Raw genomic sequence first — 24,591 nt, forward strand, 5'->3', positions numbered from 1 at the left:
ACCGCGCCGCGCGAGATCGCGCGGCACCGGAAATGTCAGCGGACAGGCCGTTCATCGCGCGGCCGCATCCCAACGGGCCAGCAGCTTCGCCGGGTCCTGCCCGATGTCGAGGAAATACGCGGACATCGAATTCCAGATCGCCGTGAACAGCGTGCCGGTCCACACGCCCTTCGGATACAGCACGACGTGCCCGTTCTTCTGCGCGGCCGCATACGGCTGCGCCTGCGGCGGCATCGCGTCGGTGCCGCCCTCGAACGGGCTGAACCCGGCTTCCGCGTCGAGGAACTGTCGGTCGTTGTCGGGGCGCGCCCAGAACGCGAGCCACTTCTTCGCGGCATCGGTCTGGTGCGATGCCGCGTTGATCGCCCACGCGGTGCCGAGCATGTCGAGCGCGACGGGCCCGTTGCCGGGCACGAGCGCCGGCAGCGGCGCGAACTGGAACGACAGGCCCTTCGTCGCGCTGAACTTCGCGATGTTCCATGCGCCCTGCGGCATCATCGCGACGCGGCCGGCCTGGAACTCGGTCAACCCCGTACTCCATGCGCTCACGCCATTGTTCAGGCGCGGCACGAAGCACTTCGCGTCCGCCAGCACTTTCAGCGCGGCCATCGACTGCTTGAACGACGGATCGGCCGCGAAGCGCGCGCTGCCCGCGCCAACGAACGATTCGGCACGTGCATCCGCGTCACCGCCGCCGGCTGCCAGCCCGGACGCGATCACGAGCGCCGCGGGCGCCCAGCCTTCCTTCGCGGGCAGCAGCATCGGCGTGATGCCGGCCGCGGCGAGCTTCCCGCACGCGGCCTTCAGCTGGTCGACATCGGTCGGCACCGTCGCGACGCCCGCGCGCTTGAACAGGTCGAGGTTCGCGAACAGGCCGATGCCGACCAGCTCCATCGGCAGCATGTAGGTCTTCCCGCCGATCTGCGTGTGGTTGCGCACGCCGCGCCAGATCGTCGGTGCCCACTTCTCGCCGCTCAGGTCCAGCAACTGATGGGCGCCCTGCCACTGCCGCATCAGCTCGCGGTCGACCATCAGCACGTCGGGCCCGTTGCCGCCCTGCAGCCGCGACGACACGACCGTCGTCGTGTCGTTGCGCGACATGTATTCGAACTTGACCTTGATGTCGGGGTTTTCCTTCTCGAACTTTGCGATCAGCGCCGCCATGTTGGCGGGCTCGGCACCGCCGCCCTTCCAGCCCGTCACGTCAAGCGTGACCGGCGCGGCGCACACGTGCGCCGCCAGCACTGAAAGGACTGCGAAAGTTGCCGCCCGAAGCCTGTTGAACATCTGCTGTCTCCACGTTGTTGTTGAATCGTTGCGCACGGCGAGTGGCGCACGGCCAGTGGTGCACGGCCAATGGCGTGCGGCATGCATGCAGCCGCGATCCGTCGCGCAGGAATCCCGCGTTTCCCCGTTGTTCGATTCATTTGGGAAAGCGCTTTCCCTATTGTGTCGCACAACCTGCCCGGCGTGCAAGCGCCGGGGCGAACCGATCGTCTAGGGGATATCCCGGGGGCGTGTCGCAGCGGTGGCGAACCGCCCGTTCGCAACCGGATCGAGCGGTCATCGTGCCGAAGGCGCTATCATCGAATGTGCGACTCTCGTCCGGCCCTTATTTGCCGGCCCACTTTCAACTCGCTCAACCGACATGACAACGACTACCGAACGCGTGGACGGCGCCGCCCAGCATCTCGTCGCCGCCCGCCATGCCGGCTCGCCCGGCCCGCTGCTGCCCGATGCGCTGCGTCCCGAGAACGTCGAGACTGCACTGGCAATCCAGCAGCGTGTGGCCGACCTGCTCGGCGAACCCGTCGGCGGATGGAAATGTGCGCTGCCGCCGCCCGACCGCGTGATCCTCGCGCCGATCTTCGCGTCGACGATCCGCGAAGCCGATGCGCCGTACCGCGTCGTCGGCGGCCCGATCGTGCGGATCGAACCGGAAATCGCGTTCGTGCTCGATCGCGACCTGCCCGCACGCGAACAGCCGTACGACGAACAGGACGTGCGCGACGCGATCCGCGAAGTGCGCATCGTGCTCGAAGTGCTCGGTTGCCGCTATGCGGAGCCCACGCGCGCGTCGAAGTTCGAGCTGCTGGCCGACGGTCAATTCAACCAGGGGCTGTGCGTCGGCCCGGTCGTACCCGACGGGCTGAACGCGCCGCTCGAGACGCTGGCACTGTCGTTCGAAGGCGCGCTGAACCGCGCGATCGACGGCCGCCATCCGGACGGCGATCCGCTGAAGCCGCTGGTGTGGCTCGTCAATTTCCTCGCCTCGCGCGGCGACGCCGTGCGCGCCGGGCAGATCGTGACGACCGGTTCGTACGCGGGCGCGATCGACGTGCCGCTCGGCGATGCGCTGACGGTGCGCTTCGGCGAACTCGGCAGCCTGTCGGTGACGTTGACGGCGTGATGCGCGCGGGCGGCATGCGGAAACGATGCCCGCACGCCGCTCCCGTTCCCACTCACCCGCTCGCGCACGACGCCGTGATTCCGGCGTGACGACGCACGCCGCGTACGGTGCCGTCCGATAGCCGCGGCATATCGAAACGATCCGTCCTTCGGAATTTACCGGGCGAGCGCCGGGCACGACACTGGTGTTGGCCGCAACCTCTGCGGCGACAACCCGCCATCGTGCCCGGATCCCTCATGCCTGAAGTCCTGAAAGAACGCCTGCCGCTTCGCATCCGCGGCGTCCGCGTCGACCTGTCGCTCGCGCGCCGCGCGGGCGATGCCGCCCCGATCGTGTTCCTGCACGGATTCGGTTCGACGAAGGAAGACTACGTCGACATCGCGCGCTACCCGGCGTTCGACGGCCGCCCGTTCATCGCGTACGACGCGCCCGGTTGCGGCGCCACCGCCTGCGACGACCTGTCGGCCGTCTCGATCCCGCTGCTCGTCGAGACCGCACACGCGGTGCTCGACCACCATCGCATCGAGCGGTTCCACCTCGTCGGCCATTCGATGGGCGGGCTGACCGCGCTGCTGCTCACGCACGTGCTGCGCGAGCGCGTCCTGAGCTTTATCGACATCGAAGGCAACGTGGCGCCCGAGGACTGCTTCCTGAGCCGACAGATCGTCGACTACCCGGCCGACGATCCCGATACGTTCCTCGACGCGTTCATCGAACGTGCGTGGCATGCGCCGTTCCATTCAAGTGCGCTGTATGCCGCGAGCCTGCGGCACAAGGTACGCGCCGCCGCGGTGCGCGGCATCTTCACGTCGATGGTCGAACTGTCCGACCACGGCGGGCTGATGACGAAGTTCCTCGGCCTGCCGTGCCGCCGGATGTTCATGCACGGCGACCAGAATGCAACGCTGTCGTACCTGCCGCGCCTGCAGGACGCAGGTGTCGCGCTGGCCCGCATCCGCCAGTCGGGCCATTTCCCGATGTATTCGAATCCGGCCGAGATGTGGCAACGGATCGCCTCATTCATCGCATCGGCCGAAGCCGCCTAGGCCCGCGTCGTTCCCGTCTGATCCGGCGCGCCGCCCACGCGCGCGCCGCCGCTTTTTTTCCGCGGGTGCTTCAACATGTCGACGACCGCCGCGACGAGCGGGTTGTCGCGCGTCGTATTCCACGCGACGGCCGTGGTGACGACGCTGACGCCTTCCCTGAGCGGCCGGAACGCGACGTTCTCGGGCGCGAGCTTTTCGAGCGATGCCGGCACGAGCGCGACGCCCTGCCCGCACGCGACGAACGCGACCTGCGACGCCACCGAACGCACCTGATGCACGATGCGCGGCGAAAAACCGTTCGTCCGGCACGCGGCGACCAGACTGTCGAAGTGAACGGGGCTCACTTGCCGCGCGAACATCACGAAGTTTTCGTCCGCGAGATCGGCCAGCGGAATTCGTGCGCGCTTCGCAAGCGGATGCCCATCCGGCAACGCGGCGACCAGACGGTCCTGCCGTAGCGGCTCCAGCGCGATCGCATCGCCCAGTCCACCCTCCAGCCGCGCGAGCGCGAGATCGACGTCGCCGGCCTCCAGCGCCGGCACGGCCTCGACGCTGTCGATTTCCCGTACCGATACCGTCAACTTCGGATACTCGGCCTTCAATCGCGCGATGACCGGCGGCAGCACGTCCACCATCGCGGACGTGATCGCACCGATCGTCAGCACGCCGCTGTGCCCGTCCACCGCCTCACGCACCGCGAGCTCCAGACGCTCGACCTGTTCGACGAACTTGCGCACCGCGGGCAGGATCGCCGCGCCGACCGGCGTCAGTTGCGCACCGCGCCGCGAGCGCTCGAACAACCGCACCTTCAGCGCCTGCTCGAGCACCTGGATCTGCTCGGTCAGCGGCGGTTGCGACATGTTCAAACGTTTCGCGGCTCGTCCGAAATGCCCCTCCTCTGCCACCGCGAGAAACAGCCACAGGTGCCGAATCAAACGAAAGTTGACCATGGTTCGATAGCCTCGACGTATCAATTGAATCCTGAATTCGGAATATACATATCGAACGCGAGCGCCGATAGTGCGGATTCGACATGCAGACGGAGCCCACCATGCCCGAATCATCCCTACTCGATCGTCTCGCGCGTTTCGATACGAATACCGTATCGGACGCGCTGGACTTCCTCGCGCTGCCCGGTGCGACGGTCGGCCTGCGCCCGCTCTGGGCGTGCCCGAAAATCGTCGGCCGTGCGAGCACCGTGCAGCTCGCCGCGAAAACCGGCGACGCGCCGACTGCGCACCTGATTTCGCCCGTCGTCGCCGCGATCGACGCCGACGACCGGATTCTCGTGATCGCGGGCGGCCTCGACGGCATCTCGTGCTGGGGCGACATCCTCGCGAACGCCGCGCAGGTCCGCCGCATCCGCGGCTCGGTGATCGACGGCATGAGCCGCGACATCGAAGGCAGCGAAGCGATCGGCTACCCCGTCTACGGCCGCGGCGTCACGATGGTCAGTGCACGCAATCGCGTCGTCCAGGTTGCAGCGGGCGACCCCGTGACGATGGCCGGCGTGATCGTCAGTCAGGATGACTATGTGATTGCCGACCGTTGCGGCACCGTGTTCGTGCCGGCCGCGAGAATCGACGACGTACTCGCATACGCGGAGCGCATCGCGCGCCGCCAGGACGGGATGGTGCACGCGGTGCGCGGCGGACGCTCCGTCGCCGACGTGATGCACGACACGGCATTCGAAGCCATCCGGGAGGAACGCGCATGAGCACCGACGATCAAACGCTCGTCGCATTGCTGGCAGGGCTCGACACACCCGCGGTGTCCGACGCGCTCGATACGCTCGGCATCGCCGGCCAATGCGTCGGCGTGATGCCGCTCGCCGATCCGGCGCAGGTCGTCATCGGGCCGGCATTCACCGTGCGGTACGCGACGGCCGGCACGCCTCCCGGCACGGTCGGCGATTTCGTCGACGAGGTCCGCGCCGGCGACGTCGTCGTGATCGACAACGACGGTCGCACCGACTGTACCGTCTGGGGAGACATCATGACGCAGTACGCGGGCCTGCGCGGTATCGCGGGCACCGTGATCGACGGCGTCTGCCGCGACGTCGCCCGTGCGCTCGCCGACCGGTATCCACTGTTCACCAAAGGCCGCTTCATGCGAACCGGCAAGGACCGCGTGCAGGTCGAAGCGGTCAATGCACCCGTGTCGATCGGCACCGCGCGCGTCTGCAGCCGCGACATCGTCGTGGCCGACGCGAACGGCGTGGTCGTCGTGCCACGCGCGCGCGTGCGTGAAGTTGCCGATATCGCCCGTGGTATCGAGGCCGTCGAACAGCACATTCGCGACCGGATCGCCGCCGGCGCGACGCTCGCCGACGCGCGCGCGGCGCTCGGCTATCACACGTTGCAGCGGAGGGATCGATGAGCGCGCCCGACCTGTCCGCCGACGGCATCGCCGCGCTCCACGCCCGCGCACGGACGCTCGGCACCGCGACGCTGTTCGAAGCGTCCGGGCTGCCATGCTCGGTCGATCCGCAAGTCCGGGCGCTATGGCCCGGCGCCTTCGTCGCCGCGCCGGCCTATCCCGTCGCGTGCTCGCCCGGCGACAACCTCGCGATCCACATCGCGCTCGAACGCGCACCGCGCGGCAGCGTGCTCGTCGTCGACACGGGCGGCTTCCTCGCCGGCTACTGGGGCGAGGTATTGACGGTCGCCGCGCAGGCGGCCGGCCTCGCTGGGCTCGTGATCAACGGCGGCGTCCGCGACGTCGCGGCCCTGCGCGCACGGCGGTTCCCGGTGTTCACGTGCGGCGTGTCGGTGCGCGGCACGGTCAAGGCCAGCGCACCGTCGGTCGGCATCGCGCTGCATTTCTCGGGCGCGCCGGTCGCGCCCGGCGACCTCGTCGTCGGCGACGACGACGGTGTCGTGATCCTGCCGGCCGCCCGTGTCACGCAGATCGTCGCGAACGGCGAGGCGCGCGCGGACAAGGAGGCCGCCATGATGCGCCGGCTCGCTGAAGGCGCGACCACGCTCGAACTGATGAATCTCGAACACTGGAGGACCGCGTCATGACGCAATCGATTTCGCGGTTGAACGCTCGCCTGGCCACCGCGCGGCCGTCGGCGACCTACCGGATCATGGACCGCGTTGCCGCGCGCCGCGCGGCCGGGCACGCGGTCGTTTCGCTCAGTGCTGGCGAACCCGACTTCGACACACCCGAACCGGTCCGCACGGCCGCCATCGACGCGATTCGCGCGGGCCACACGCGCTACACGCAGGTTGCCGGACTGCGCACGCTGCGCGAGGCCATCGCAGGCAAATTCGTCCGCGAGAACGGTCTCGAGGTCGACTGGCAGGACACGATCGTGTGCAGCGGCGGCAAGCAGGTGATCTTCAACGCATTTTCGGCAACCTTGAACGACGGCGACGAAGTCGTCGTGCCGGCGCCGTACTGGGTCAGCTATCCGGAGATGGTCCTGCTGTGCGGCGGCACGCCCGTTGCCGTGCGCTGCGGGGCCGGGAGCGGCTTCAAGCTCACGCCGGACGCGCTCGCGCAGGCCATCACGTCGCGCACGCGTTGGCTCGTGCTGAATTCGCCGTCGAACCCGACCGGCGCGGTCTACTCAGAAAACGAGTTGCGCGCACTGGCCGACGTCCTGCTCGCCCATCCCGACGTGCTCGTGCTGTCCGACGACATCTACGAGCACCTCGTGTTCGACGGCCTGGCGTTTCGCACGATTGCTCAGGTCGAGCCGCGCCTGCGGCCGCGAACGCTGACGATGAACGGCGTATCGAAGGCCTATGCGATGACGGGATGGCGGATCGGGTACGGCACTGGCCCGCGCTGGCTGATCGACGCGATGGAAACGCTGCAGGGCCAGCAGACATCAGGCGCATGTTCGATCTCGCAGCATGCGGCACTCGCGGCGCTGACCGGGCCGCAGGATCATATCGCGCATGCGCGCGGCGTCTTCGAGGCCCGTCGCGACCTGGTCGTCGCGCGGCTCGATGCGGTGCGCGGCATGCATTGCCCGACGCCGCAGGGCGCGTTCTATGCGTTCGCGTCGTGCGAAGCATTGATCGGCACGATGTCGCCGGCCGGTACGGCGCTCGACTCCGACGACGCGATAGCGATGGCGCTGCTCGACGAAGCCGGCGTCGCGATCGTGCCGGGCAGCGCATTCGGGCTCGACGGGTATTTGCGCATCGCGTATGCGCTGGACACCGCATCGCTCGCGACGGCATGCGACGCGATCGAGCGGTTCGCGCACGGGTGCCGGTGATCCCACGGATGGGCGGCGGGGTCGGGACGCGTCACGCGCGCCCCTTCCGGGCCGTCCGCGACGGCAACGTCATCGCGGCCACCCCGGCAACGACGCATCCGAGTCCCACCCACGCCGATGCCGACAGCGATTCCCCGAGCAGCGCCATGCCGATGCCGACGCCGATCGGCACGCGCAGATAGGCTTGCGCCGTCGTACCCACCGAGCCGAGCGTCTGGACGAGCCGGAAGTAGATGACGAGCGCGAGTGCGGTCGAAAACACCGCGAGCGCCGCCAACGCGATCAGCGATTGCGGCGACGGATGAAGCGTCCACGGGCGATCGACAACGATGCTGGCTGGTACCAGCACGAGCGCGCCGACAATCAGCGAGCCGGCGGCCGGCGTCGCGGGCGACAGTCCGCTGAAGGCGCGTCCGTAAATCGCGGCGCCCGCGTAGCAGACGGTCGCCGCGACGATCGCCAGTTGCGGCACGAGCTGCCGCCCGAGTCCTTCGAACGCGCTGACGCCGACCACCAGCGAGATGCCGACGAGCCCCGCGACGACGCCGAACAGCTTCCGCGGCGTCAGCGGTTCATGGCGGGTAATCAGCCAGGTGCCGACGAATGCGAGGACGGGCGACGCCGAATTGAGGATCGTCGCGAGACCGGCTTCGACCGAACGTTCGGCCCACGCGATCAGCGTGAACGGCACGACGCTGTTCAACAGCGCCTGCACGAAGAAGCGCCGCCAGACCGCGAGATCGCGCGGCATCGGAATGCGGCGGATGCGCATCCACAGCAGCAGCACCGAGCCGGCGATCAAGGTCCGCGCGGCAATCAGCGTCAGCGGCGGAATCGTCGCGACACCGATCCGGATGAACGAATAGGACGCGCCCCATAACGTCGAGAGCGCGAGGAGCAGGAGCAGATCCGTGACGGTCGGTTGGCTGCGGGGCATGACGGGCTGCTGCATGTCGGGGAGCGTGTTCGAATTCCATGACGGGGTTGGGGTCGCCCCGTTCGGCAGGGCCGCACACGCAGATGATGCCGGTGGCCTGGCGCGAATGATTCAGCCTGACGCGAAATGTGGATTGCCGGTTGCTCGGCCGCGTTGCTCAGTTGCCGATGCCGGCCATTCGTTCGGCTATCCTTGGACGATGTGACGTTCAGGACAAACCGCTGCAACGGACTCTGAGGGATTCAATGGATGAATCGACAAACGTGCTCAAGCACACCGCCAGCTATCGCGCGGCGAACGAGCAAGACGTCGACGCGCTTGTTCAACTCGTCAACTCGGCCTATCGCCCGACGGCGGGCGCGGCCGGATGGACGCACGAAGCCGATTTGATCGATGGCCCGCGGATCACCTCGGTGCAACTCGTCGCCACCTTGCGCGCGCCGGACTCCGTTCTGCTCGTCGCGGAGATCGAAGGACGCATCGCCGGCTGCATCGAAGTCAGGAAGGACGGGAATACGGCCTATTTCGGCACATTGGCCGTCTCACCTTCCATGCAGGACCGCGGACTCGGAAAGGCATTACTGAGCGAGGCCGAGCAATTCGCCGTTCGCAACTGGAAGATCGGTACTGCCGTCATGGTCGTTCTTTCGATCCGCCACGAACTGATCGATTTCTATTTGCGCCGCGGCTACACGCGGACGGGTGAGCCGATGCGCTACCCGTTCGACGCAGGCGTCGGCGTGCCGCGCGACGACAGCCTGACCATCGAGACGTTGACCCGGAACATTGCGCGTTGATGGTTCCGGGCCACCTCTTCCGCGACCCGGCACGGCCTCCTGCCCCCGCCATCAACGCGTCGCCATCGCCTCCGTGACCGCAAGAAACCGCTCGATCTCTTCACCCGTCTGGCAATGAAGCGGCGACACGCGCACCGCGCCGTCGAGATTGAACGACTTCAGCATTCGCCCTGAATACAGGCTTGACGCGACCCGCTCGTAGACGATCACGCCGCGCCGCTCGTACTCGCGTACCGCCTGCGTCGCGTCGAGATTCGCGAACCCGATGCCGACGATCAAATCGCGTTCCTCGAACAAGTCGTGGTCCCAGAACACGCGAACGCCTTCCATCGCCCTGAGCCCCCGCCGGCCGCCGTGACCGTCGAGCAGCGCCGCCAGCAACGCCCGTTCGTGCAGTTCGATCCGGTGCATGCCTTCGGCGAACAGCGTGCGCCGATCGTCCGAATCGTTGAAGTACGCGCCGATCCACGTGACGTAATCGACGATCGCCGTGACGACCGCGAATTGCGCGGGCGCCGGGCTGCCGAGTTCCCACACGCCCGACGCTTTCGCCGCGAGCCGGTGATGCGGCAGCGACGCCGCGCGCGGCGACAGCCAAGAGATCCCGGAGCCGCGGCAGCCGAAGAACTTGTAAGGGGCGAAATTGATGCCGTCGACCGGCGTTGCCCGCAGGTCGATCACGCCGTGCGGCGCATGCTGGACGGCATCGACGACGATGAACAGATCCGGCTTCTTCTCGCGTGCCCGTGCAACGATCGCTTCGATGTCGAGTTTCGCACCGGAAATGTTCGACGCGGCCATCACGCTGAGCAGCGCCGTATCCGCGTCGACGAGCGACACGATCGCGTCGACGTCCACGCCGCCGGTTCGCGGATTGCTCGGCGCGATGCGCAACGTCTTGCCGGTGCGCTCCGCGTAGTACGTCATCGCATCATGGGACGACGGATGCTCGAGCACGGTCGTGACCGCGTTCGTGCCCGGCACGTTCTCCATGATCGCCCGCACCATGTCGAACATCGCGCCGGATGCCGTCAGCGATGCGTAGATCGAGCCGCCCTGCGCGTTGAGGATCGTGCGAACGTCGTCCTCGCCGCGCGCCTGGATCGCCTGCAGGTCGAGCGCGCGTTCGTGAATGCGCTCCGGGCAGTCGGGCAGCGCATCGACACGCGCATACGCATCGAGTGCCGCCTTCAGCCGGAACGACCCGCCGGCGTTGTCGAAAAACAGGCGTTCGCGCCCGTCGATGTCACGGTCGAGGTGATGAAAGCGCGACCGGATTTCGCGCATCAGCGCGTCGGGAAAAAAGGCTCCACGGATACTGCTCATCTGCGATGCTCCTGTTTGGTTCTTGAGGTTGTCGGTCGGTGTCGTGCGGCCAGGGTCACGCGTCGAGCGACGCGAGATACGCGCGGCCCTTTTCCGCGTCGTACCGGCCTTCCCACTTCGCGATGACGAGCGGCGCGAGCGCATTGCCGATCACGTTCAGTGCGGTGCGTCCCATGTCCATCACGCGATCGACTCCGGCGATGAAGGCCAGCCCCTCGAGCGGCAGCCCCGCGCTCGCCAGCGTGGCGAGCAGGATCACGAACATGAAACCCGGTACGCCTGCCGCGCCTTTCGACGTGACGACCATCGTCAGCGTCAGCACGATTTGCTCCTGCCAACCGAGATGCACGCCGTACAGCTGCGCGACGAACAGCGTGCCGATCCCGAGATAGATCGACGCGCCGTCGAGATTGAACGTGTAACCCGTCGGCACCACGAACGTCGTGATGCTCTTCGGCACACCGTAGTCCTCCATCTTCTTCATCAGCTGCGGCAGCACCGTCGCCGAGCTGCAGGTCGAGAACGCGATGATCAGCTCGTCCTTGATCACGCGCAGCAGCGTGAAGATCCGGAACCCGCACATCCGCGCGACGGCGCCGAGCACGCCGAGCGCGAACAGCAGGATCGCGAGGTAGGTCACGGCGACCAGCTTCAGCAGCGGCAACAGCGAACCGAAGCCGAAGCTCGCGACCGTCACCGCGATCAATGCACACACTCCGATCGGCGCGTAGTGCATGACCATGTTCGTGACCTTGAACATCGCATCGGCAATCCCTTTCAGCGTCGCGAGGACCGGCGCCCGGTATTCGTCCGGCACCGATTGCAGCCCGAGCCCGAACAGCAGCGAAAAGAAGATCACCGGCAGCAGGTCGCCCTTCGCCATCGACGCGACGATGTTGTCGGGAATCACGCCGAGTACGAGCGCCATCAGCCCGTGATGGGCCTGCGCCTGCTGCGCCGCCTGCTGGTAATGCGACAGGTCCGCATGCCCGAGCTGCGACAGGTCGGTGCCGACACCGGGCTGCAGCACGTTGCCGATCACGAGACCGAGCACGATCGCGACGGTGGTCACCGCCTCGAAGTAGACCAGCGTCTTCAGGCCGATGCGGCCGAGCGACTTGCCGTCGCCGACGCCCGCGATGCCGATCACCATGCTCGTGAACACGATCGGCACGACGATCATCCGGATCAGCTTGATGAAGATGTCGCCGGCCGGCTGCAGGAACCCGGACACCGCCGCGTCACGCAGCTGCGGGAAGCGGTTCAGTACGAGTCCGGCCGCGATGCCCGCGACGAGGCCGATGACGATCTGCCACGCCAGCCCGACGCGCGGCTTGCGCGCGGCGGGCTCGGCCGGCGGGTGTTCAATGACGGTGTCCATGTCTGTCTCCATAACCGGGGTCCATGCGATTGATCGTGGCGCACCGTGCGGCGCGCATGCCGGCGCGGGATTGCCGGCCGGTTCGGGCCGCGCGGGACACGCCGGGCGACACGACATCGACACCTTAAGCAGCCTAAATAAGCGAAAAAAGCGATTTTTTTATATGTCAAACTATCGCTTTTATTCATCAATCGGCGGACGCGATGCTGACCTTCAAGCAGATGGAGGCGTTGTACTGGATCGTGCAGCTCGGCTCGTTCGAAGCAGCGGCGAACCGGCTGAATACGACGCAGTCGGCGGTATCGAAGCGCATCCAGGAACTCGAGCGCGCGTTCGACCTGACCGTGTTCGACCGCGCGCATCGCAGCGCGAGGCTCACCGACAAGGGGGCCGAGCTCTTCGACCATGCGAAGGAATTGCTCGAACGCCGCGACCAGATCGTCGAGCGCATCAGTTCGAAGGAGGTGCTGGTGCGGCAGGTCCGGATCGGCGTGACGGAACTCACCGCGCTCACGTGGCTGCCGCGCCTGATCGCGGCCGTTCAGGCTGCCTATCCGAAAGTGCACGTGGAAGCCGAAGTGGACCTGAACGCGACGCTGCGCGAGCGCCTGGCGGCCGATACGATCGACCTGATCGTCGTGCCGCAGATCCATGCCACCGAGCCGTTCGAGTCGACACCGGTCGGCGAGGTCGACAACGCGTGGATGTGCGCGGCCGGATTCGCACCGAAGCGGAAAACGGCCATCCCGCTTGCGGACATCGCGCAGTTCCCGCTGATCCTGCAAGGCGGCCTGTCGGGCACCGGCCATCTGTACACGCGCTTTCTCCAGGAGCACGGGGTCGGCATGCAGCGCACCCTGGCCAGCAACAGCCTGATCGCCCAGATCGGGCTCGCGCTGTCGGGGCTGGGTGTCACCTACCTGCCGACGGCCTGCCTGTCGCGCATGGTCGCGTGCGGCGCGCTCGAGATCATGCAGACGCGCCCCGCGCTACCCCCCGTTCGCTACGTCGCGTTGCACCGCGCCAACCGGCCGCATTCGCTCAATGCCGAGATCGCACGGCTCGCCGCGCAGTCGTGCAACTTCAACGCGAACCTGCTGGATCCCGGCGAGCATCCGCCGCCGGGCACACGCAAGTCGTAGGCGACGATCGGCATCCGGATGTCCCGAACCCCGTGGCGCCGTCAACCGCTCGCCCCATCCCGCCCGCCCCGGCGTGATAACGTTGCACATCACCCGCGCACGGGCCCGCCCCGCCGGGCGCGCACACCGCTTTCACGCCGATATCGAACATGTCGCTGACACCGCTTCCCGCCCTGCTCGACGAAACCCTGCGCACCGTCGCGCGCCGCTACCGGCTGCCGCCGCTCGACAGCGCGCTGTCGCCGGCCGACGCCGCGAACCCGGCCGCCACGCTTGCGACCGTGATCGAGGAAGCGCGCAGGATGCGAAGCGACGGACAGACGCCCGACGCGGCACTGCGGCAGCGCTTCATCGACGCCCTCGCGCAGATGATCCGCGATGCGATGGATACGCACGCCGGCGACCCCGCCTTTCAGGCCGCGGTGCTGCGGCACGATGCGCCGAGCGTGCGCGAATACGCGTCGTTGTCCGCGCACGCCGAGCAGGACCGTCGCGCGCTGCACTCGGCCGTCAACGCGATCGCGCACCCGGCCAAGCTCGAGCGCAGCGCCCGCCCATGGCAACGCGACGGGCTCGCGCGGCTGCATGCGGCCGCTACCGCCGCGTCGTGGGCCGAGTTGCACGACACGCTGCGGCACCTGCTCGCGCTGCCCGACATGGCGACCGACGCCGCGTTCGAACAGGACATCGTCAAGCTGAAAGACAGCCCCGCGCTCGAACGCATGCTGCGTGTCGGCGCACTGGCATCGGACGAGCACGTGCGTCGCTATCGCGCGCTCTGGGTCCGCCAGGGTCCGCTCGAGGGCAGCACCGTTGCCGTCGCGCAGGGCGTCGCATCGCAGCAGCGCGGCGCAGCCGTCGAGGCGCTGGCCGCACAGGCGCTCGACGCGCTGGCCAGCAGGCTCGACGCCGTCGACGCACGCCGCACGTACCGCGTGGTGACGTCGATGCGCGTGCCGTCATCGATACCGGGCCGGCACGATCGCGCGAAAACCGAATGGGACGCGATCCTGCTCGAACGCACGCGCGGCGATGACCCGGCACCCGTATGGAACGTACGCTTCCTCGTCGAAGCGAAAGCGTCCGCGGATGCCGCGACGACCGATCTGCCGCGGCTGCTGCGCGGCCTGACCCTGCTCGCGCAGGCCGACCCGGACACGATCTATGCGTTCGAGACGCACCAGGGCACGGTGCGCGTGCACGGCGCGTCGCTGCGGGCGCTGACGATCGACGAAGCAGCGCTGCCACGGGAAGTGCTCTATTGCTGCGATGCGTCCGCCGATGCGACGCCGCGCCTGCTGGGCGCCGCAAGCCGGATGCAGTTGCTGTCGGCGCAGGCCAGCCTCGAATACGCGAGTGCGCTCGCGCAGCGACCGGATGCCGATCCTGGCGGCCTCGGCGTCGTCTGGCACGCGCTGCTGACGCTGCCGCAATGGCATGCGGTGCTGCACCAGTACCCGTCGTTGCGGCAGGTCCGCGAGCTGATGGTGGCGATCGACGACTTGCGGGCCGCGATCGACGATGTCGATGAAGACGGGGTAGCGAGCAGCGTATACGCGTGACGCTCGAAACGAGCCGCCGTGCGGCGGCCTGAAAGCACCGCCCGCTCAGTTGGTGAGCACGCCGAACGGCAACGTCCATCCTGTCAGCCGGCCGCCATCCGCCCATCGATCCTCGGCCGCATCACATGGCAGCAGAACCGGCGCGGTCGCGCATTCGAGGGTTTCCTTCGGCGTATGACCGAACTCCGCCTTGAACAGCCGGTGGAAATACTTCTCGTCGGGAAAGCCGTGCGCCCACGCGATCTCCGCGATGCGCTGATGCCGGCGCTGCGGGTCGCCCAGCACGTGGTATGCGTGGCGCAGCCGCCGCCGCGTGATCTGCCGCATCACGCCGCCGTCTTCCTTGAACAGTTGATAGAGCCGCGCTCTCGACACGCCGATGTCGCGGCAGATCCGGTCGGGATCGAGATCGGGCTCCAGCAGATGCACGTCGATATAGCGCCGCACCCGCTCGGCCAACGCCCCGTCGATCGGGCCACGTGCGTCGTGCAACGCCTGCGCGGTCGGTGAAACGGCCGCGGCCAGCAGCATCAGCATCGATTGCACGATGCTCGGGATCTCGTGCGTGCGCAGATTCGGCAGGTTGCGGAACAGCGACAGCATGTGGTCGCCGAGCAGCCGTCCCACGCCGCTCGTCAGCGTCTGGCCGTGCGCCTGCGCCGCATGGCTCGGCAGCAGGTACCTCGGCACGACGAGACTGATCACGTCGCCGGCCTCGACCCTGCAGTCGTTGACCTGCGCGACGTCGTAGACGAACAGGTCGCCGGCGCCCTTGACCAGTTCGGGCCCGCCGGTGTGGCTGGCCAGCCGCCCGCCGAGCAGCAGCGTGAAACGGATCGAATCCTGGCCGTCGAGCCGGATCCGCCGCGTGGTCCGGTTGACCCGATAGGCCGGCGCGCGCGAGCGCCAGTGCCGGCCCGACAGGATCAGCGGGCCGAGCGCCGCGCCGCTCGCTTCCGCGTCGAACGCGCCATGGCCACCGTCGTCATCGAGACGGTAGTCGCACAGCATGTCCTTGACCCAGACGTGGAACCGGTCCTGCTCGGGGTAGTCGATCGTGCGAAACTTGAAAACAGGGACGAATGCCGCTTGATCCATGACAGTTTTTTTATCGAGCCGACACGAGAGGATAGATCGGTTCGTCGATTATCGGACCAAATTGCGCCGGCGCAAGGCCGGCGCGGCATATCGTCCACCGAAGCGGCCGACCGGCGCCCCGCGACGGGCGCCGTCGATCTCGCGGCCATCAGCGTTGCGGATGGCATTCCCAGTTGTTGTACGTCGGCCGATCGATCGGCGTGAGCCCCGGAATCATGAATACCGTACAGCCGAAACGCCGCCCCTTGCCGGTCGTCGCGTCGTAACTCACCTTCTGGCCGCCCAGGCCGTCCTTCTTCCCGTACTGCACGTTGGCGACCGTGATCTCGTCCGACGACGCCAGCCCGAGCGTCTTCGCGGTCGACGCCTGCACGTCGATCATGTTCATCTGCGTCGAACCGCACGCGGATAACACGAGGCCAGCGGCCGCCGCGCCCAGCGCGGTCCGCAAGGTGACGGTGCGCTGCAAGACTTTCTTCATGGCTTCTCCTTCGAATGCCCGACGCGACACGATTACGAGCCCGGCGTATAAAAACTGGACTGGATCTGGCTGCCGATGTTCGCGGCAAACCCCTGCCAGACGAGCGCCATCGCCCCCGTCGCGTTGACCGCCAGCGCCGGCCACGACCCATCCTGCGGATCCAGCGTCGACGTGCTCCACGCACCGTTCCGGTAGCCGGCCACGAGGAGGACCGACGCGTTCGGCGTGCCCGTGTCCTCCCATGCGACCGTCACGTTGCCGGCCGGGTCGACCACCAGCGGCGGGTACTGGAGCGCCGCCCCGTTCAGGTGTTCCGTCAGCTTCTGCAGCGGCCCCCAGTTTCCGCTGGCATCCGACACGCTCGCCTGCAGGACCGCGCCGCCTTCCCCCCACATCGCGGCGGCCACGCCGTTTTCGTTGACGGTCAGCATCGGCGTCGCGATGAAGCCCGTGGGCACCACGATCGCCGGGGCGACGGGCTGCGCGGGCTGCCATCCGGTTCCGGATACATAGCGCTGCGACATCGTGGCGTTGTAGAGCTTCCCGCCCGTCACGTCGAGCTGCCCCCAGACCAGCGTGATGTTGCCCTTCGCATCCATGCCGGCGACCGGCGAGATGATCGTCGTGAACAGGCTCGAGTTCGATACGACCTGGTTGGCGTTGGTCCAGCCGTTGGTCGCGTCGTACGTGGCCGTCCACAGCGCCGACTTCGTATGGTTGGTCTGCCGCCACGCAAGCACCGCGCGGCCGGACGACAGGACCGACAGCATCGGCCTCACGTTGTCGGTATCGCCGGTCACCGCGTCCGGCCCGCTCTGCACCGGCATCTGGACCAGCGCCGTCGGCGACCACTGTCCGGCCTGCGTATAGCGCGTCCACGCGATGCGCGTATCGAGCAGGCTGATCGACTGCGTCCAGGTGACGAGCGCGTTGCCCTGGCCGTCCATGCCGGCCGAATAGGACGAACCGGCCATGTCCGGCGCCAGGGTGACGGGCGTGCCCCATCCGCTACCCGGGCTGTACGGGCGCGCCCACAGCGCGTACGTGTTGGGGCCCGGCGTCCACTCGGTCCAGAACGCGACCGCCTGCCCGCTCGCGTTGCCGACCAGTCGCGGCTGCACCCCGGTCAGCGCGTTCATCGCATGCGAACCGTCACTCGTGTCGAGCCGCGTCGCGCTTCCCCAGCCCGAGCCCGCCACATGGCGCGCGCCCCACATTTCGTTGCCGTTCGTGCCGGCAGGGCCATTGGTCATCCAGGTGGCGAGCGCGTTGCCGCTCGCGTCGATGGTCACGCTGGGCTGGCCTTCCGGCCCCGTGCCGTCCACCGCGGCGGCCTTCGACCAGCCGGCTTGCGGCTGCGCGGTCCCGCCGCCCGTCGGTCCGCCATTCGAACCGCCACCGGGCGAGGTCGGACCGGAAGGTGAACCGGGATTGTTCGGCGACGACAACGACGCGCCGCCGTTCGTAGCGACGTCGTCGCCGCCGCATGCGGACAGCGCGAGCGCGACTGCCATGACCATCCATGTAATGGGTTTCATCGGAATCCTCTTTTTTTCGTGTTCCGGCGCACTCTCGTCTGCCGTTCGCCGCACGACACATCGCATCGCATCGTTCGGCCGATTGATAAGCAATACTATTGAACAGGCATGGAAACCGGCATCCGTTCGCCATCAGTCGTGATCGACACCGTCGTGCGGATCGATGCGAACGCCGCTTTCGGCAGACCGCCCCCGTCGGGCAGCGAGGACGACGGCAAGTCGTCTATCGTCGGATGTCCGTCGCTGCCGGCTGCATCTTAATTCAGGGCGTCCGGATTCAAGGTGCCGTTGCGTCTACACTGAGTGGACTTCCATTTCGCCGGCCCGCATTCGCCCCGACTGCCGGCCTGCGCGCGCTCGCGGCCTGGGCGGCCGGTGCGGTACGATACGCGCCGGGGCGAAACGCCTCACCTGAGAGACCCGGCCGCTGCGGCCCCATACCCGGCACAAGAAGAAAATGCCTAAAAGCCCCTTGCTGCACCGAAACCTGTTCGCCGCGCTGGCGGCCAGCCTGCTCTGGATCCCCGGCGCCCATGCCAGCTCGGACGATAGCTGCGAAGCACCGGCCACGCTCCGGCAGAATGCGTACTTCTGCGGCAACCTGCCGATACTGAGCCCCGCCAACGACACGCGCATCAACGCGATGCTGATGATGGTCGACAGCGCCAAGGTCGCGCAGGCGTTTCCCGACCCGAAGACGATCCCGGCGAAAGACCGGATCAACCAGATCATCGTGCCGTTTCCGATGGACTTCTCCGGATGGATCTATATCGGGCAGAAGGAGCCGGACAAGACCGGCAATGCAGCGGATGCCGCAGCGCCGTCGAACCAGTACGCCGACGGCGAAGGCAGCATCTGCCGCAGCATGACCTCGGGCGCCGACGCGTTCAACGACGCACTGGGCGGTGCCGGCGGCCTCCCCGCCGACGAAGCCACACGGCTGCGCGCGGCGCGCGCCGACATCGCGCAGAAGACCTGTGCCGCCGGCGGCGCGAGCGCCGCGTGGACGAAACCGCCGATCAAGTCGCCGCTAGGCCAGCAGTTCGCCGCGTACCTCGACGGCACGAACGCGTTCTACCGCGCCGACTTCCTCACCGCGACCAGAGCCTTCGCGAGCGCTTCGCGCAGCGCGAACCCGTGGCTGAAGGAAACCGGGCTCTATATGGCCGGGCGTTCGCAGCTGAACGCCGCGCAGGCCAACGTATTCGACAACGACAGCCCCACGCCGTCGCGCGGCCGCGTGACGAAGGTGTCGCTCGACGCCGCGAATACGGTGTTTCGTACTTACCTGAAGGTGTATCCGCAGGGGCGTTATGCGACCTCCGCGACGGGGCTGCTGCGGCGTGTCGCGTGGCTCGGCGGCAACGTGACGCAACAGGCCGACCTGTACGGCCACGCGCTCGCGCACTGGTCGCCGGCGACGTCGAACGTGCCGCTGATCCAGCTGGCGAACGAACTCGACAGCAAGCTGCTGTTCGGGCCGGAATTCGACGCGCGCCAGATCCAGTCGCCGACCGTGCTCGCGACCGTCGACCTGCTGCGCATGCGCACGTCGGAAAACAGCGACTCGAGCCGCGCCAAGCCGCTGTCGCTGGACGACCTGCAGGCGCAGAAGCCGCGCTTCGCGAATGCGCCCGCGCTCTACGATTACCTGCTCGCGACCTGGTACGTTCAGATCGGACACAAGCCGGACGCCGCGCTCGCGTTGCTGCCGCAGACGCCCGCCGAGCCGCTCGACTACTTCGGCCTGAGCCAGCAGGCGCTGCGCGGGTTCGCGCTGGAGGATAGCGGCCAGACCGACAAGGCACGCCAGCTGTGGCGCGACCTGATCCCGCTCGCGAAATTCCGCTTCCAGCGCGAGGCGCTGGAACTCGCGCTCGCGATCAACCTGGAGCAGGCCGGGCTCGTCAACGACGCATTTGCCGACGATTCGCCCGTGCAGAACGCCGCGATCCGTGCCGTGCTGCTGCAACGCTCGGCCAATGCGGACCTGCTGCGTGCGCAGGCGCAAAACCAGGCGACCGGCGGCGCGCTGCGCGACACCGCGCTGTACACGCTGCTGTACAAGGAGCTCACGCGCTCGCATTACGCCGAGTTCATCGCGGATGCCGCGCTGGTGTCCGGCAAGCCCGCCGATCCGTTGAAGCCGTTCATCGCCGCCGGCGCCAAAAACGAAGACGGTTATGCGTGCCCGTCCGCGAACGACATCGCCGCGGCACTCCAGCAGAATCCCGCCGATGCGAAAGGGCTGAACTGTCTCGCCGATTTCGTGCGCCTGCACCCGCCCGCTTCCGGCCTCGAAAGCGATCCGGTGCCGCTGTGGATGCGCAACGCATCGACGACGTCCGCCACGCGCCTCCCGCCGACGCTCGGCGGCGCGCCGTCACAGTTCGCGGGCAAGCCGTACGAGCGGATGTCGAGCTACGTGACGGTGATGGCCGATGCGCAGGCGAACCCGAACGACCGCGCCTACGCGTACTACCGTGCGATCAAGTGCTATGCGCCGGCCGGCTCCAACGAATGCGGCGGCAAGGAGGTGCCGAAGAACACCCGCAAGCGCTGGTTCGATACGCTGAAGGCCAGCTACCCGGGCAGCCCGTGGGCGCAGAAGCTCCGCTACTACTGGTAAGCGCCGCGTGAAGCGTATCGCGTGCATTGCGTGCCTTGCGCTACTGCTGGCCGGACGCGCCGCACTGGCCGGCACCGTCGATGCCGCGCAGTACGACGCGTTCTGGCTATGGGCGGGCGTGAAGCCGCAGGCGGTCGTGCGCGGCGCACGCACCGTCTACGTGCTGCAAGGGCAGATCGAGGCATCGCCGCGGGACGAGTCGCAGGTCCGCGTGATCGCGCAGGGCGTCGCGCTGCCGCCCGCGCCGCAGGCGCGCGTGTGGCTCGTCTATCGTGCCCATACGCTGCGCTGGACGCCGCGCGTCACGCAGATCATGCTCGCGCAGCTCACGCGCTGGCGCGCGTCGGGCCGCGCGATCACCGGCATCCAGATCGACTTCGATGCGCGCACGCGCCACCTGCAGGATTACCTCGCATTCCTGCAGTCGCTGCGCGAGACGCTGCCCGCCGATTGCCGGCTGAGCATCACGGGGTTGCTCGACTGGAGCAGCCGCATCGACACCGACCAGGTCAACCAGCTCAGGGGGATCGTCGACGAAGTGGTCGTGCAGACCTACCAGGGCCGCAGCACGATCCCCGACTACGCCAACTACCTGCCGCGCGTCGCGCGGCTGCAGTTGCCGTTTCGCATCGGCATCATCCAGGGCGGCGAATGGGACGCACCGCCGTACCTCGCGACGAACCCGTGGTTCCGCGGCTACGTCGTGTTCCTGCGCAACGGCTAGCGCGCCAAGGCGCGGCGGCGTCGATCCTGCCCGTGCTCCGGATTTATTCGGGGCGCGGCGAAGTCGCGTCCACGTACACCCATGCGGCGACGCCCGACTCGAGCACCACGCGATCGCGGCGATACGCGTCGACTTCGTAGTCGTCCGCGTGCTGCAGTTCTTCCGGCGTGATCGCAAACACGGTGCCCGTTACGCGATCGCCCACCTGGCCGGTATAGGCCACCACCGGATGATGCATCTTCCCGCTCGTCGCCACCACTTCCGGGTCGTCGATCTTCAGCATCGTCATCGCGTAACCGGGCATCGCATCCTCACGACCGTCGAGCTTGCGGCCGAAGGTCGCGAGCTGCACCGGTTCGAGTTGCAGCGTGCCGTATGAGAAGAGGTGCTCGGAGAAAATAGGGGTGGTGCTGGACATGATTGAACTCGATCAAGAAGTGGGGGCAAACGAAGCGTAACGCAGATCGCCGACGAGCTTACGCGGCACCCGCGATCGCACTGCCGAGCCCGGCGAGCGCAATCACGAGCAGCGCGCCCGCTGACGACGCGATAATCCAGCGCTGCTTGCGATGAATCAGCGGATGGTTGATCGCGGCCATGTAGCTGGTCAGGATCGCGAAATCGACCGCGATCCACAGCGCGGCCAGGATGGCCAGGCTCACGCGCGAATCCGGCGTGATGCCGACGAACTGCGGAAAGAACGCGACGAAGAACAGCAGGTCCTTCGGATTCGCAATGCCGACGAGAAAGCCGCGCACGACACCCGGCAAGCGCCGTGCCTGTGATGCCGGTTCGCCTTCCCGCGAATCGTTGCCGTCGCGCGACCGGCTGGCGCGCCATTCGCCGAGCAGCGTCCGGACGGCCAGCACCGCGATGAACACGCAACCCGCCACGTGCAGCCCCGTGAGCAGGCGCTCGCTGACGAGCACGACGCCGAACACCATCAGCATCGCCCCCGCGATCATCACGAGGCTCGCGGCATTCGCGCCCACCGCGGTCAGCATGCCCTGGCGGATTCCGCGTCGCGCGACGGTGCCGACCACGAGCATGACGACCGGGCCGGGCGTCGCGATGAGCAGCACGATCGCGGCGAGATAGGCGAACAGCAGCGGGTAATGGAGTGTCATGACAAAAAGTTGTTGAATGGATTGACGCGCGTGCCCGCCACGGTGGCATCATCGGGATGCAGCGCAGCGGATTGCACGGTTTTCTGCAGTATTGCGTGCCCGGCCCGCTGTTGAAAAACGGAAAATCCTGCCGGATGACATGAGTTTTATTCCTATTCGAAACCCGTGAAGGCCAAACCGCTCCCCCCTGTCTACGCGCTGCGCGCATTCGAAAGCGCCGCGCGCACCGGCTCGTTTACGCTGGCCGCCGAGGAACTGAGCCTCACGCAAAGCGCGGTGAGCAAGCACGTCAGGACGCTCGAGGCGTACTTCGGCCGGAAGCTGTTCGTCCGGCGCGGCCCGAAAATGACCGTGACGGCGGAAGCGCACATCTTCGCGTCGGGCCTGCGGCGCGGCTTCCGGCAGATCGAGGAAGCCTGCGTGCTGTTCCAGTCGCAACGCGACGTGCTGCGGCTCAAGGCGCCGTCCACGCTCACGATGCGCTGGCTGCTCGACGCACTGGCCGCGTTTCGCTCCACGCGGCCGGCGTTCGAGGTGCAGATCGCGAGCGTGTGGATGGATGTCGATACCGTCGATTTCTTCAGCGAATCCTACGATTGCGCGATCCTGCTCGGCGCAGGCAAGTTCGGCGAGGCCACGCAGTGCGTGAAGCTGTTCGACGAATGGCTGATTCCGGTGTGCTCGCGGGCGACCGCGACGGTCGCACGCACGAATCCGGCGGCGTGCGAGCTGATCCACCCGTCGCCCGACCGGCGCGACTGGCGGCGCTGGCTCAACGGCAGCGGCCACGATCTGGAGGTGGACATCACGCGCGGGCAGGTGTTCGACATGCTCGAACAGGGGATCGCGGCGGCCATCGCCGGCCACGGCCTATCGATCGGCGATCTCGCGCTGTGTGCGACGGCCATCGACGAGAAGCAGCTCGTGCTGCCGTTCAAGACGGCCGTCAATACCGGCGACGCGTACTACCTCGTCTGGCCGGAGGACTCCGCCAAGGCCGCGCAGGTGCGCGAATTGCTCGCGTTCCTGGAAAGCCGGATGCCACGCCTGACGTTTCCGGGCATCCGCTTCAACGGTCCGGGCTGACCGCTGCGGCCGGCGGCCCGGCCGCGTTGCCGACGGCGCGACCGGCGCAACCTCGCGCCGCCGGCCCGCAACGACAGCGCAGGCCCGCCGAGTCGGGCCTGCGCCGACAACATTACGCCTGCACGAAAGCCAGCAGGTCGGCGTTGAGGACGTCCGCGTTGACCGTCAGCATCCCGTGCGAGTAGCCCGGGTACGTTTTAAGCGTGCCGTTCTTCAGCAGCTTGATCGACTTCAGCGCGGCATCCGCGATCGGCACGATCTGGTCGTCCTCGCCATGCAGCACGAGCGTCGGGACGGAGATCGACTTCAGGTCTTCGGTCTGGTCCGTTTCCGAAAAAGCCTTGATGCCTTCGTAATGCGCCTTGGCGCTCCCTTCCATACCCTGCCGCCACCAGTTGCGGATCACGCCCTGATGCACGGTTGCACCTTCACGGTTGAACCCGTAGAACGGGCCGCTCGGCACGTCGAGGAAGAACTGCGCGCGATTGTCGGCGAGCGCTTTGCGGAAGCCGTCGAACACCTCGAGCGGCAAGCCTTCGGGGTTCGATGCGGTTTTCACCATCAGCGGCGGTACCGCGCTGACCAGCACCGCCTTCGCGACGCGGCCGGCCGGCTCGCCGTGCTTCGCGACGTAGCGCGCCACTTCGCCGCCGCCGGTCGAGTGGCCGATGTGCACCGCATTGCGCAGGTCGAGCGCTTCGACGACGGCGAATGCGTCTGCGGCGTAATGATCCATGTCATGGCCGTCCGACACCTGCGCCGACCGGCCGTGGCCGCGACGATCGTGCGCCACCACGCGATAGCCCTTCTGGACGAAGAAGAGCATCTGCGCGTCCCAGTCGTCCGCAGACAACGGCCAGCCATGATGGAAAACGATGGGCTGCGCGTCCTTCGGGCCCCAGTCCTTGTAGAAAATCTCGACGTGATCCTTCGTTGTGACGTATGGCATCGCGATGGACTCCTGTAAGGTGGATGAACTCGGCGCAGTGGCCGAAAGCCATTATCGGACAGGTTTGTTAAACGATGATGCCGCAATGCGAATGATCGTCGACAATTTCGTCAACGTGGAT

23 protein-coding genes are annotated in these 24,591 nt (G+C 67.4%); 12 read left to right on the forward strand and 11 right to left on the reverse strand.

Annotated elements, in window-relative coordinates; all coding sequences use genetic code 11:
* Window positions 1-51: 51 nt before the first annotated feature.
* On the reverse strand, window positions 52-1,287 hold the full coding sequence (locus BCO18175_RS10050) for an ABC transporter substrate-binding protein (RefSeq protein WP_174980451.1): 1,236 nt from the start codon (window positions 1,285-1,287) through the stop codon (window positions 52-54).
* A gap of 361 nt (window positions 1,288-1,648) precedes the next feature.
* On the opposite strand from BCO18175_RS10050, the gene BCO18175_RS10055 reads away from it, so the two are divergent.
* Window positions 1,649-2,410 (forward strand): 2-keto-4-pentenoate hydratase, encoded by a 762-nt coding sequence (locus tag BCO18175_RS10055; protein ID WP_174980452.1) that lies wholly within the window; start codon window positions 1,649-1,651, stop codon window positions 2,408-2,410.
* Window positions 2,411-2,646: 236 nt separating this feature from the next.
* Window positions 2,647-3,456, forward strand: coding sequence for an alpha/beta fold hydrolase (locus BCO18175_RS10060; protein WP_174980453.1), 810 nt, complete (start codon window positions 2,647-2,649; stop codon window positions 3,454-3,456).
* Here the strand turns inward: BCO18175_RS10060 and BCO18175_RS10065 are convergent.
* Window positions 3,453-4,406 (reverse strand): LysR family transcriptional regulator, encoded by a 954-nt coding sequence (locus BCO18175_RS10065; RefSeq protein ID WP_174980454.1) that lies wholly within the window; start codon window positions 4,404-4,406, stop codon window positions 3,453-3,455. The two genes, BCO18175_RS10060 and BCO18175_RS10065, sit on opposite strands and share 4 nt — an antisense overlap.
* A 101-nt stretch (window positions 4,407-4,507) precedes the next feature.
* Between BCO18175_RS10065 and BCO18175_RS10070 the strand changes: the two genes are divergently transcribed.
* From BCO18175_RS10070 to BCO18175_RS10085, 4 genes are read left to right on the forward strand one after another with little or no spacing between them, the layout of a single operon-like run.
* Window positions 4,508-5,173 (forward strand): RraA family protein, encoded by a 666-nt coding sequence (locus BCO18175_RS10070; RefSeq protein ID WP_174980455.1) that lies wholly within the window; start codon window positions 4,508-4,510, stop codon window positions 5,171-5,173.
* Window positions 5,170-5,835: an RraA family protein gene (locus tag BCO18175_RS10075; protein ID WP_174980456.1), complete on the forward strand. Its 666-nt coding sequence runs from the start codon at window positions 5,170-5,172 to the stop codon at window positions 5,833-5,835. Before BCO18175_RS10070 ends, BCO18175_RS10075 begins: the two co-directional genes overlap by 4 nt.
* Window positions 5,832-6,482, forward strand: a complete 651-nt coding sequence (locus tag BCO18175_RS10080; protein ID WP_174980457.1) for an RraA family protein — start codon at window positions 5,832-5,834, stop codon at window positions 6,480-6,482. Before BCO18175_RS10075 ends, BCO18175_RS10080 begins: the two co-directional genes overlap by 4 nt.
* Entirely contained in the window at window positions 6,479-7,693 is a 1,215-nt protein-coding gene (locus BCO18175_RS10085; protein WP_174980458.1) for a pyridoxal phosphate-dependent aminotransferase, read from the forward strand. Before BCO18175_RS10080 ends, BCO18175_RS10085 begins: the two co-directional genes overlap by 4 nt.
* A gap of 31 nt (window positions 7,694-7,724) precedes the next feature.
* On the opposite strand, the gene BCO18175_RS10090 is transcribed toward BCO18175_RS10085, so the two are convergent.
* Window positions 7,725-8,630: a DMT family transporter gene (locus BCO18175_RS10090; RefSeq protein WP_254608019.1), complete on the reverse strand. Its 906-nt coding sequence runs from the start codon at window positions 8,628-8,630 to the stop codon at window positions 7,725-7,727.
* Between the two features lie 245 nt (window positions 8,631-8,875).
* On the opposite strand from BCO18175_RS10090, the gene BCO18175_RS10095 reads away from it, so the two are divergent.
* The gene (locus tag BCO18175_RS10095) at window positions 8,876-9,427 is read left to right on the forward strand and encodes a GNAT family N-acetyltransferase (RefSeq protein WP_174980460.1); all 552 of its coding nucleotides are present in this window, start codon (window positions 8,876-8,878) and stop codon (window positions 9,425-9,427) included.
* A gap of 51 nt (window positions 9,428-9,478) precedes the next feature.
* On the opposite strand, the gene BCO18175_RS10100 is transcribed toward BCO18175_RS10095, so the two are convergent.
* On the reverse strand, window positions 9,479-10,753 hold the full coding sequence (locus BCO18175_RS10100) for an aminotransferase class V-fold PLP-dependent enzyme (RefSeq protein ID WP_174980461.1): 1,275 nt from the start codon (window positions 10,751-10,753) through the stop codon (window positions 9,479-9,481).
* A 55-nt stretch (window positions 10,754-10,808) separates the two neighbouring features.
* The gene (locus tag BCO18175_RS10105; RefSeq protein ID WP_124579185.1) at window positions 10,809-12,134 is read right to left on the reverse strand and encodes a cation:dicarboxylate symporter family transporter; all 1,326 of its coding nucleotides are present in this window, start codon (window positions 12,132-12,134) and stop codon (window positions 10,809-10,811) included.
* Window positions 12,135-12,337: 203 nt separating this feature from the next.
* Here BCO18175_RS10105 and BCO18175_RS10110 point away from each other — a divergent pair, with 203 nt between their 5' ends.
* The gene (locus BCO18175_RS10110) at window positions 12,338-13,276 is read left to right on the forward strand and encodes a LysR family transcriptional regulator (protein WP_174980462.1); all 939 of its coding nucleotides are present in this window, start codon (window positions 12,338-12,340) and stop codon (window positions 13,274-13,276) included.
* 149 nt (window positions 13,277-13,425) lie between these two features.
* Window positions 13,426-14,838, forward strand: a complete 1,413-nt coding sequence (locus tag BCO18175_RS10115; RefSeq protein ID WP_174980463.1) for a 3-deoxy-D-arabino-heptulosonate 7-phosphate synthase — start codon at window positions 13,426-13,428, stop codon at window positions 14,836-14,838.
* A 45-nt stretch (window positions 14,839-14,883) separates the two neighbouring features.
* Here the strand turns inward: BCO18175_RS10115 and BCO18175_RS10120 are convergent, their stop codons facing one another.
* The 3 genes from BCO18175_RS10120 to BCO18175_RS10130 form a co-directional block, all read right to left on the reverse strand.
* Complete coding sequence (locus BCO18175_RS10120) at window positions 14,884-15,936, reverse strand: helix-turn-helix domain-containing protein (protein ID WP_174980464.1); 1,053 nt, start codon at window positions 15,934-15,936, stop codon at window positions 14,884-14,886.
* A 148-nt stretch (window positions 15,937-16,084) separates the two neighbouring features.
* Window positions 16,085-16,417 carry a hypothetical protein gene (locus BCO18175_RS10125; RefSeq protein ID WP_174980465.1) on the reverse strand — a complete coding sequence of 111 codons (333 nt, stop codon included), beginning with the start codon at window positions 16,415-16,417 and terminating at the stop codon, window positions 16,085-16,087.
* Window positions 16,418-16,449: 32 nt separating this feature from the next.
* A complete protein-coding gene (locus BCO18175_RS10130) occupies window positions 16,450-17,955 on the reverse strand; it encodes a hypothetical protein (protein ID WP_174980466.1) in 1,506 nt (501 codons plus the stop codon).
* Between the two features lie 457 nt (window positions 17,956-18,412).
* On the opposite strand from BCO18175_RS10130, the gene BCO18175_RS10135 reads away from it, so the two are divergent.
* Complete coding sequence (locus BCO18175_RS10135) at window positions 18,413-20,584, forward strand: hypothetical protein (RefSeq protein ID WP_174980467.1); 2,172 nt, start codon at window positions 18,413-18,415, stop codon at window positions 20,582-20,584.
* A gap of 16 nt (window positions 20,585-20,600) precedes the next feature.
* A complete protein-coding gene (locus BCO18175_RS10140; RefSeq protein ID WP_438820490.1) occupies window positions 20,601-21,308 on the forward strand; it encodes a DUF3142 domain-containing protein in 708 nt (235 codons plus the stop codon).
* 43 nt (window positions 21,309-21,351) lie between these two features.
* Here BCO18175_RS10140 and BCO18175_RS10145 read toward each other — a convergent pair whose 3' ends face one another.
* Window positions 21,352-21,726 carry a gamma-glutamylcyclotransferase family protein gene (locus tag BCO18175_RS10145; protein ID WP_174980469.1) on the reverse strand — a complete coding sequence of 125 codons (375 nt, stop codon included), beginning with the start codon at window positions 21,724-21,726 and terminating at the stop codon, window positions 21,352-21,354.
* Between the two features lie 58 nt (window positions 21,727-21,784).
* Window positions 21,785-22,435, reverse strand: coding sequence for a LysE family translocator (locus BCO18175_RS10150; RefSeq protein WP_174980470.1), 651 nt, complete (start codon window positions 22,433-22,435; stop codon window positions 21,785-21,787).
* A gap of 165 nt (window positions 22,436-22,600) precedes the next feature.
* Between BCO18175_RS10150 and BCO18175_RS10155 the strand changes: the two genes are divergently transcribed.
* Window positions 22,601-23,521, forward strand: a complete 921-nt coding sequence (locus BCO18175_RS10155; RefSeq protein ID WP_174980471.1) for a LysR substrate-binding domain-containing protein — start codon at window positions 22,601-22,603, stop codon at window positions 23,519-23,521.
* A 112-nt stretch (window positions 23,522-23,633) separates the two neighbouring features.
* Here BCO18175_RS10155 and BCO18175_RS10160 read toward each other — a convergent pair whose 3' ends face one another.
* Entirely contained in the window at window positions 23,634-24,470 is an 837-nt protein-coding gene (locus tag BCO18175_RS10160) for an alpha/beta fold hydrolase (protein ID WP_174980472.1), read from the reverse strand.
* Window positions 24,471-24,591: the final 121 nt, after the last annotated feature.

The sequence above is a fragment of the Burkholderia lata genome, assembly GCF_902499335.1.
Taxonomy (GTDB): domain Bacteria; phylum Pseudomonadota; class Gammaproteobacteria; order Burkholderiales; family Burkholderiaceae; genus Burkholderia; species Burkholderia lata_B.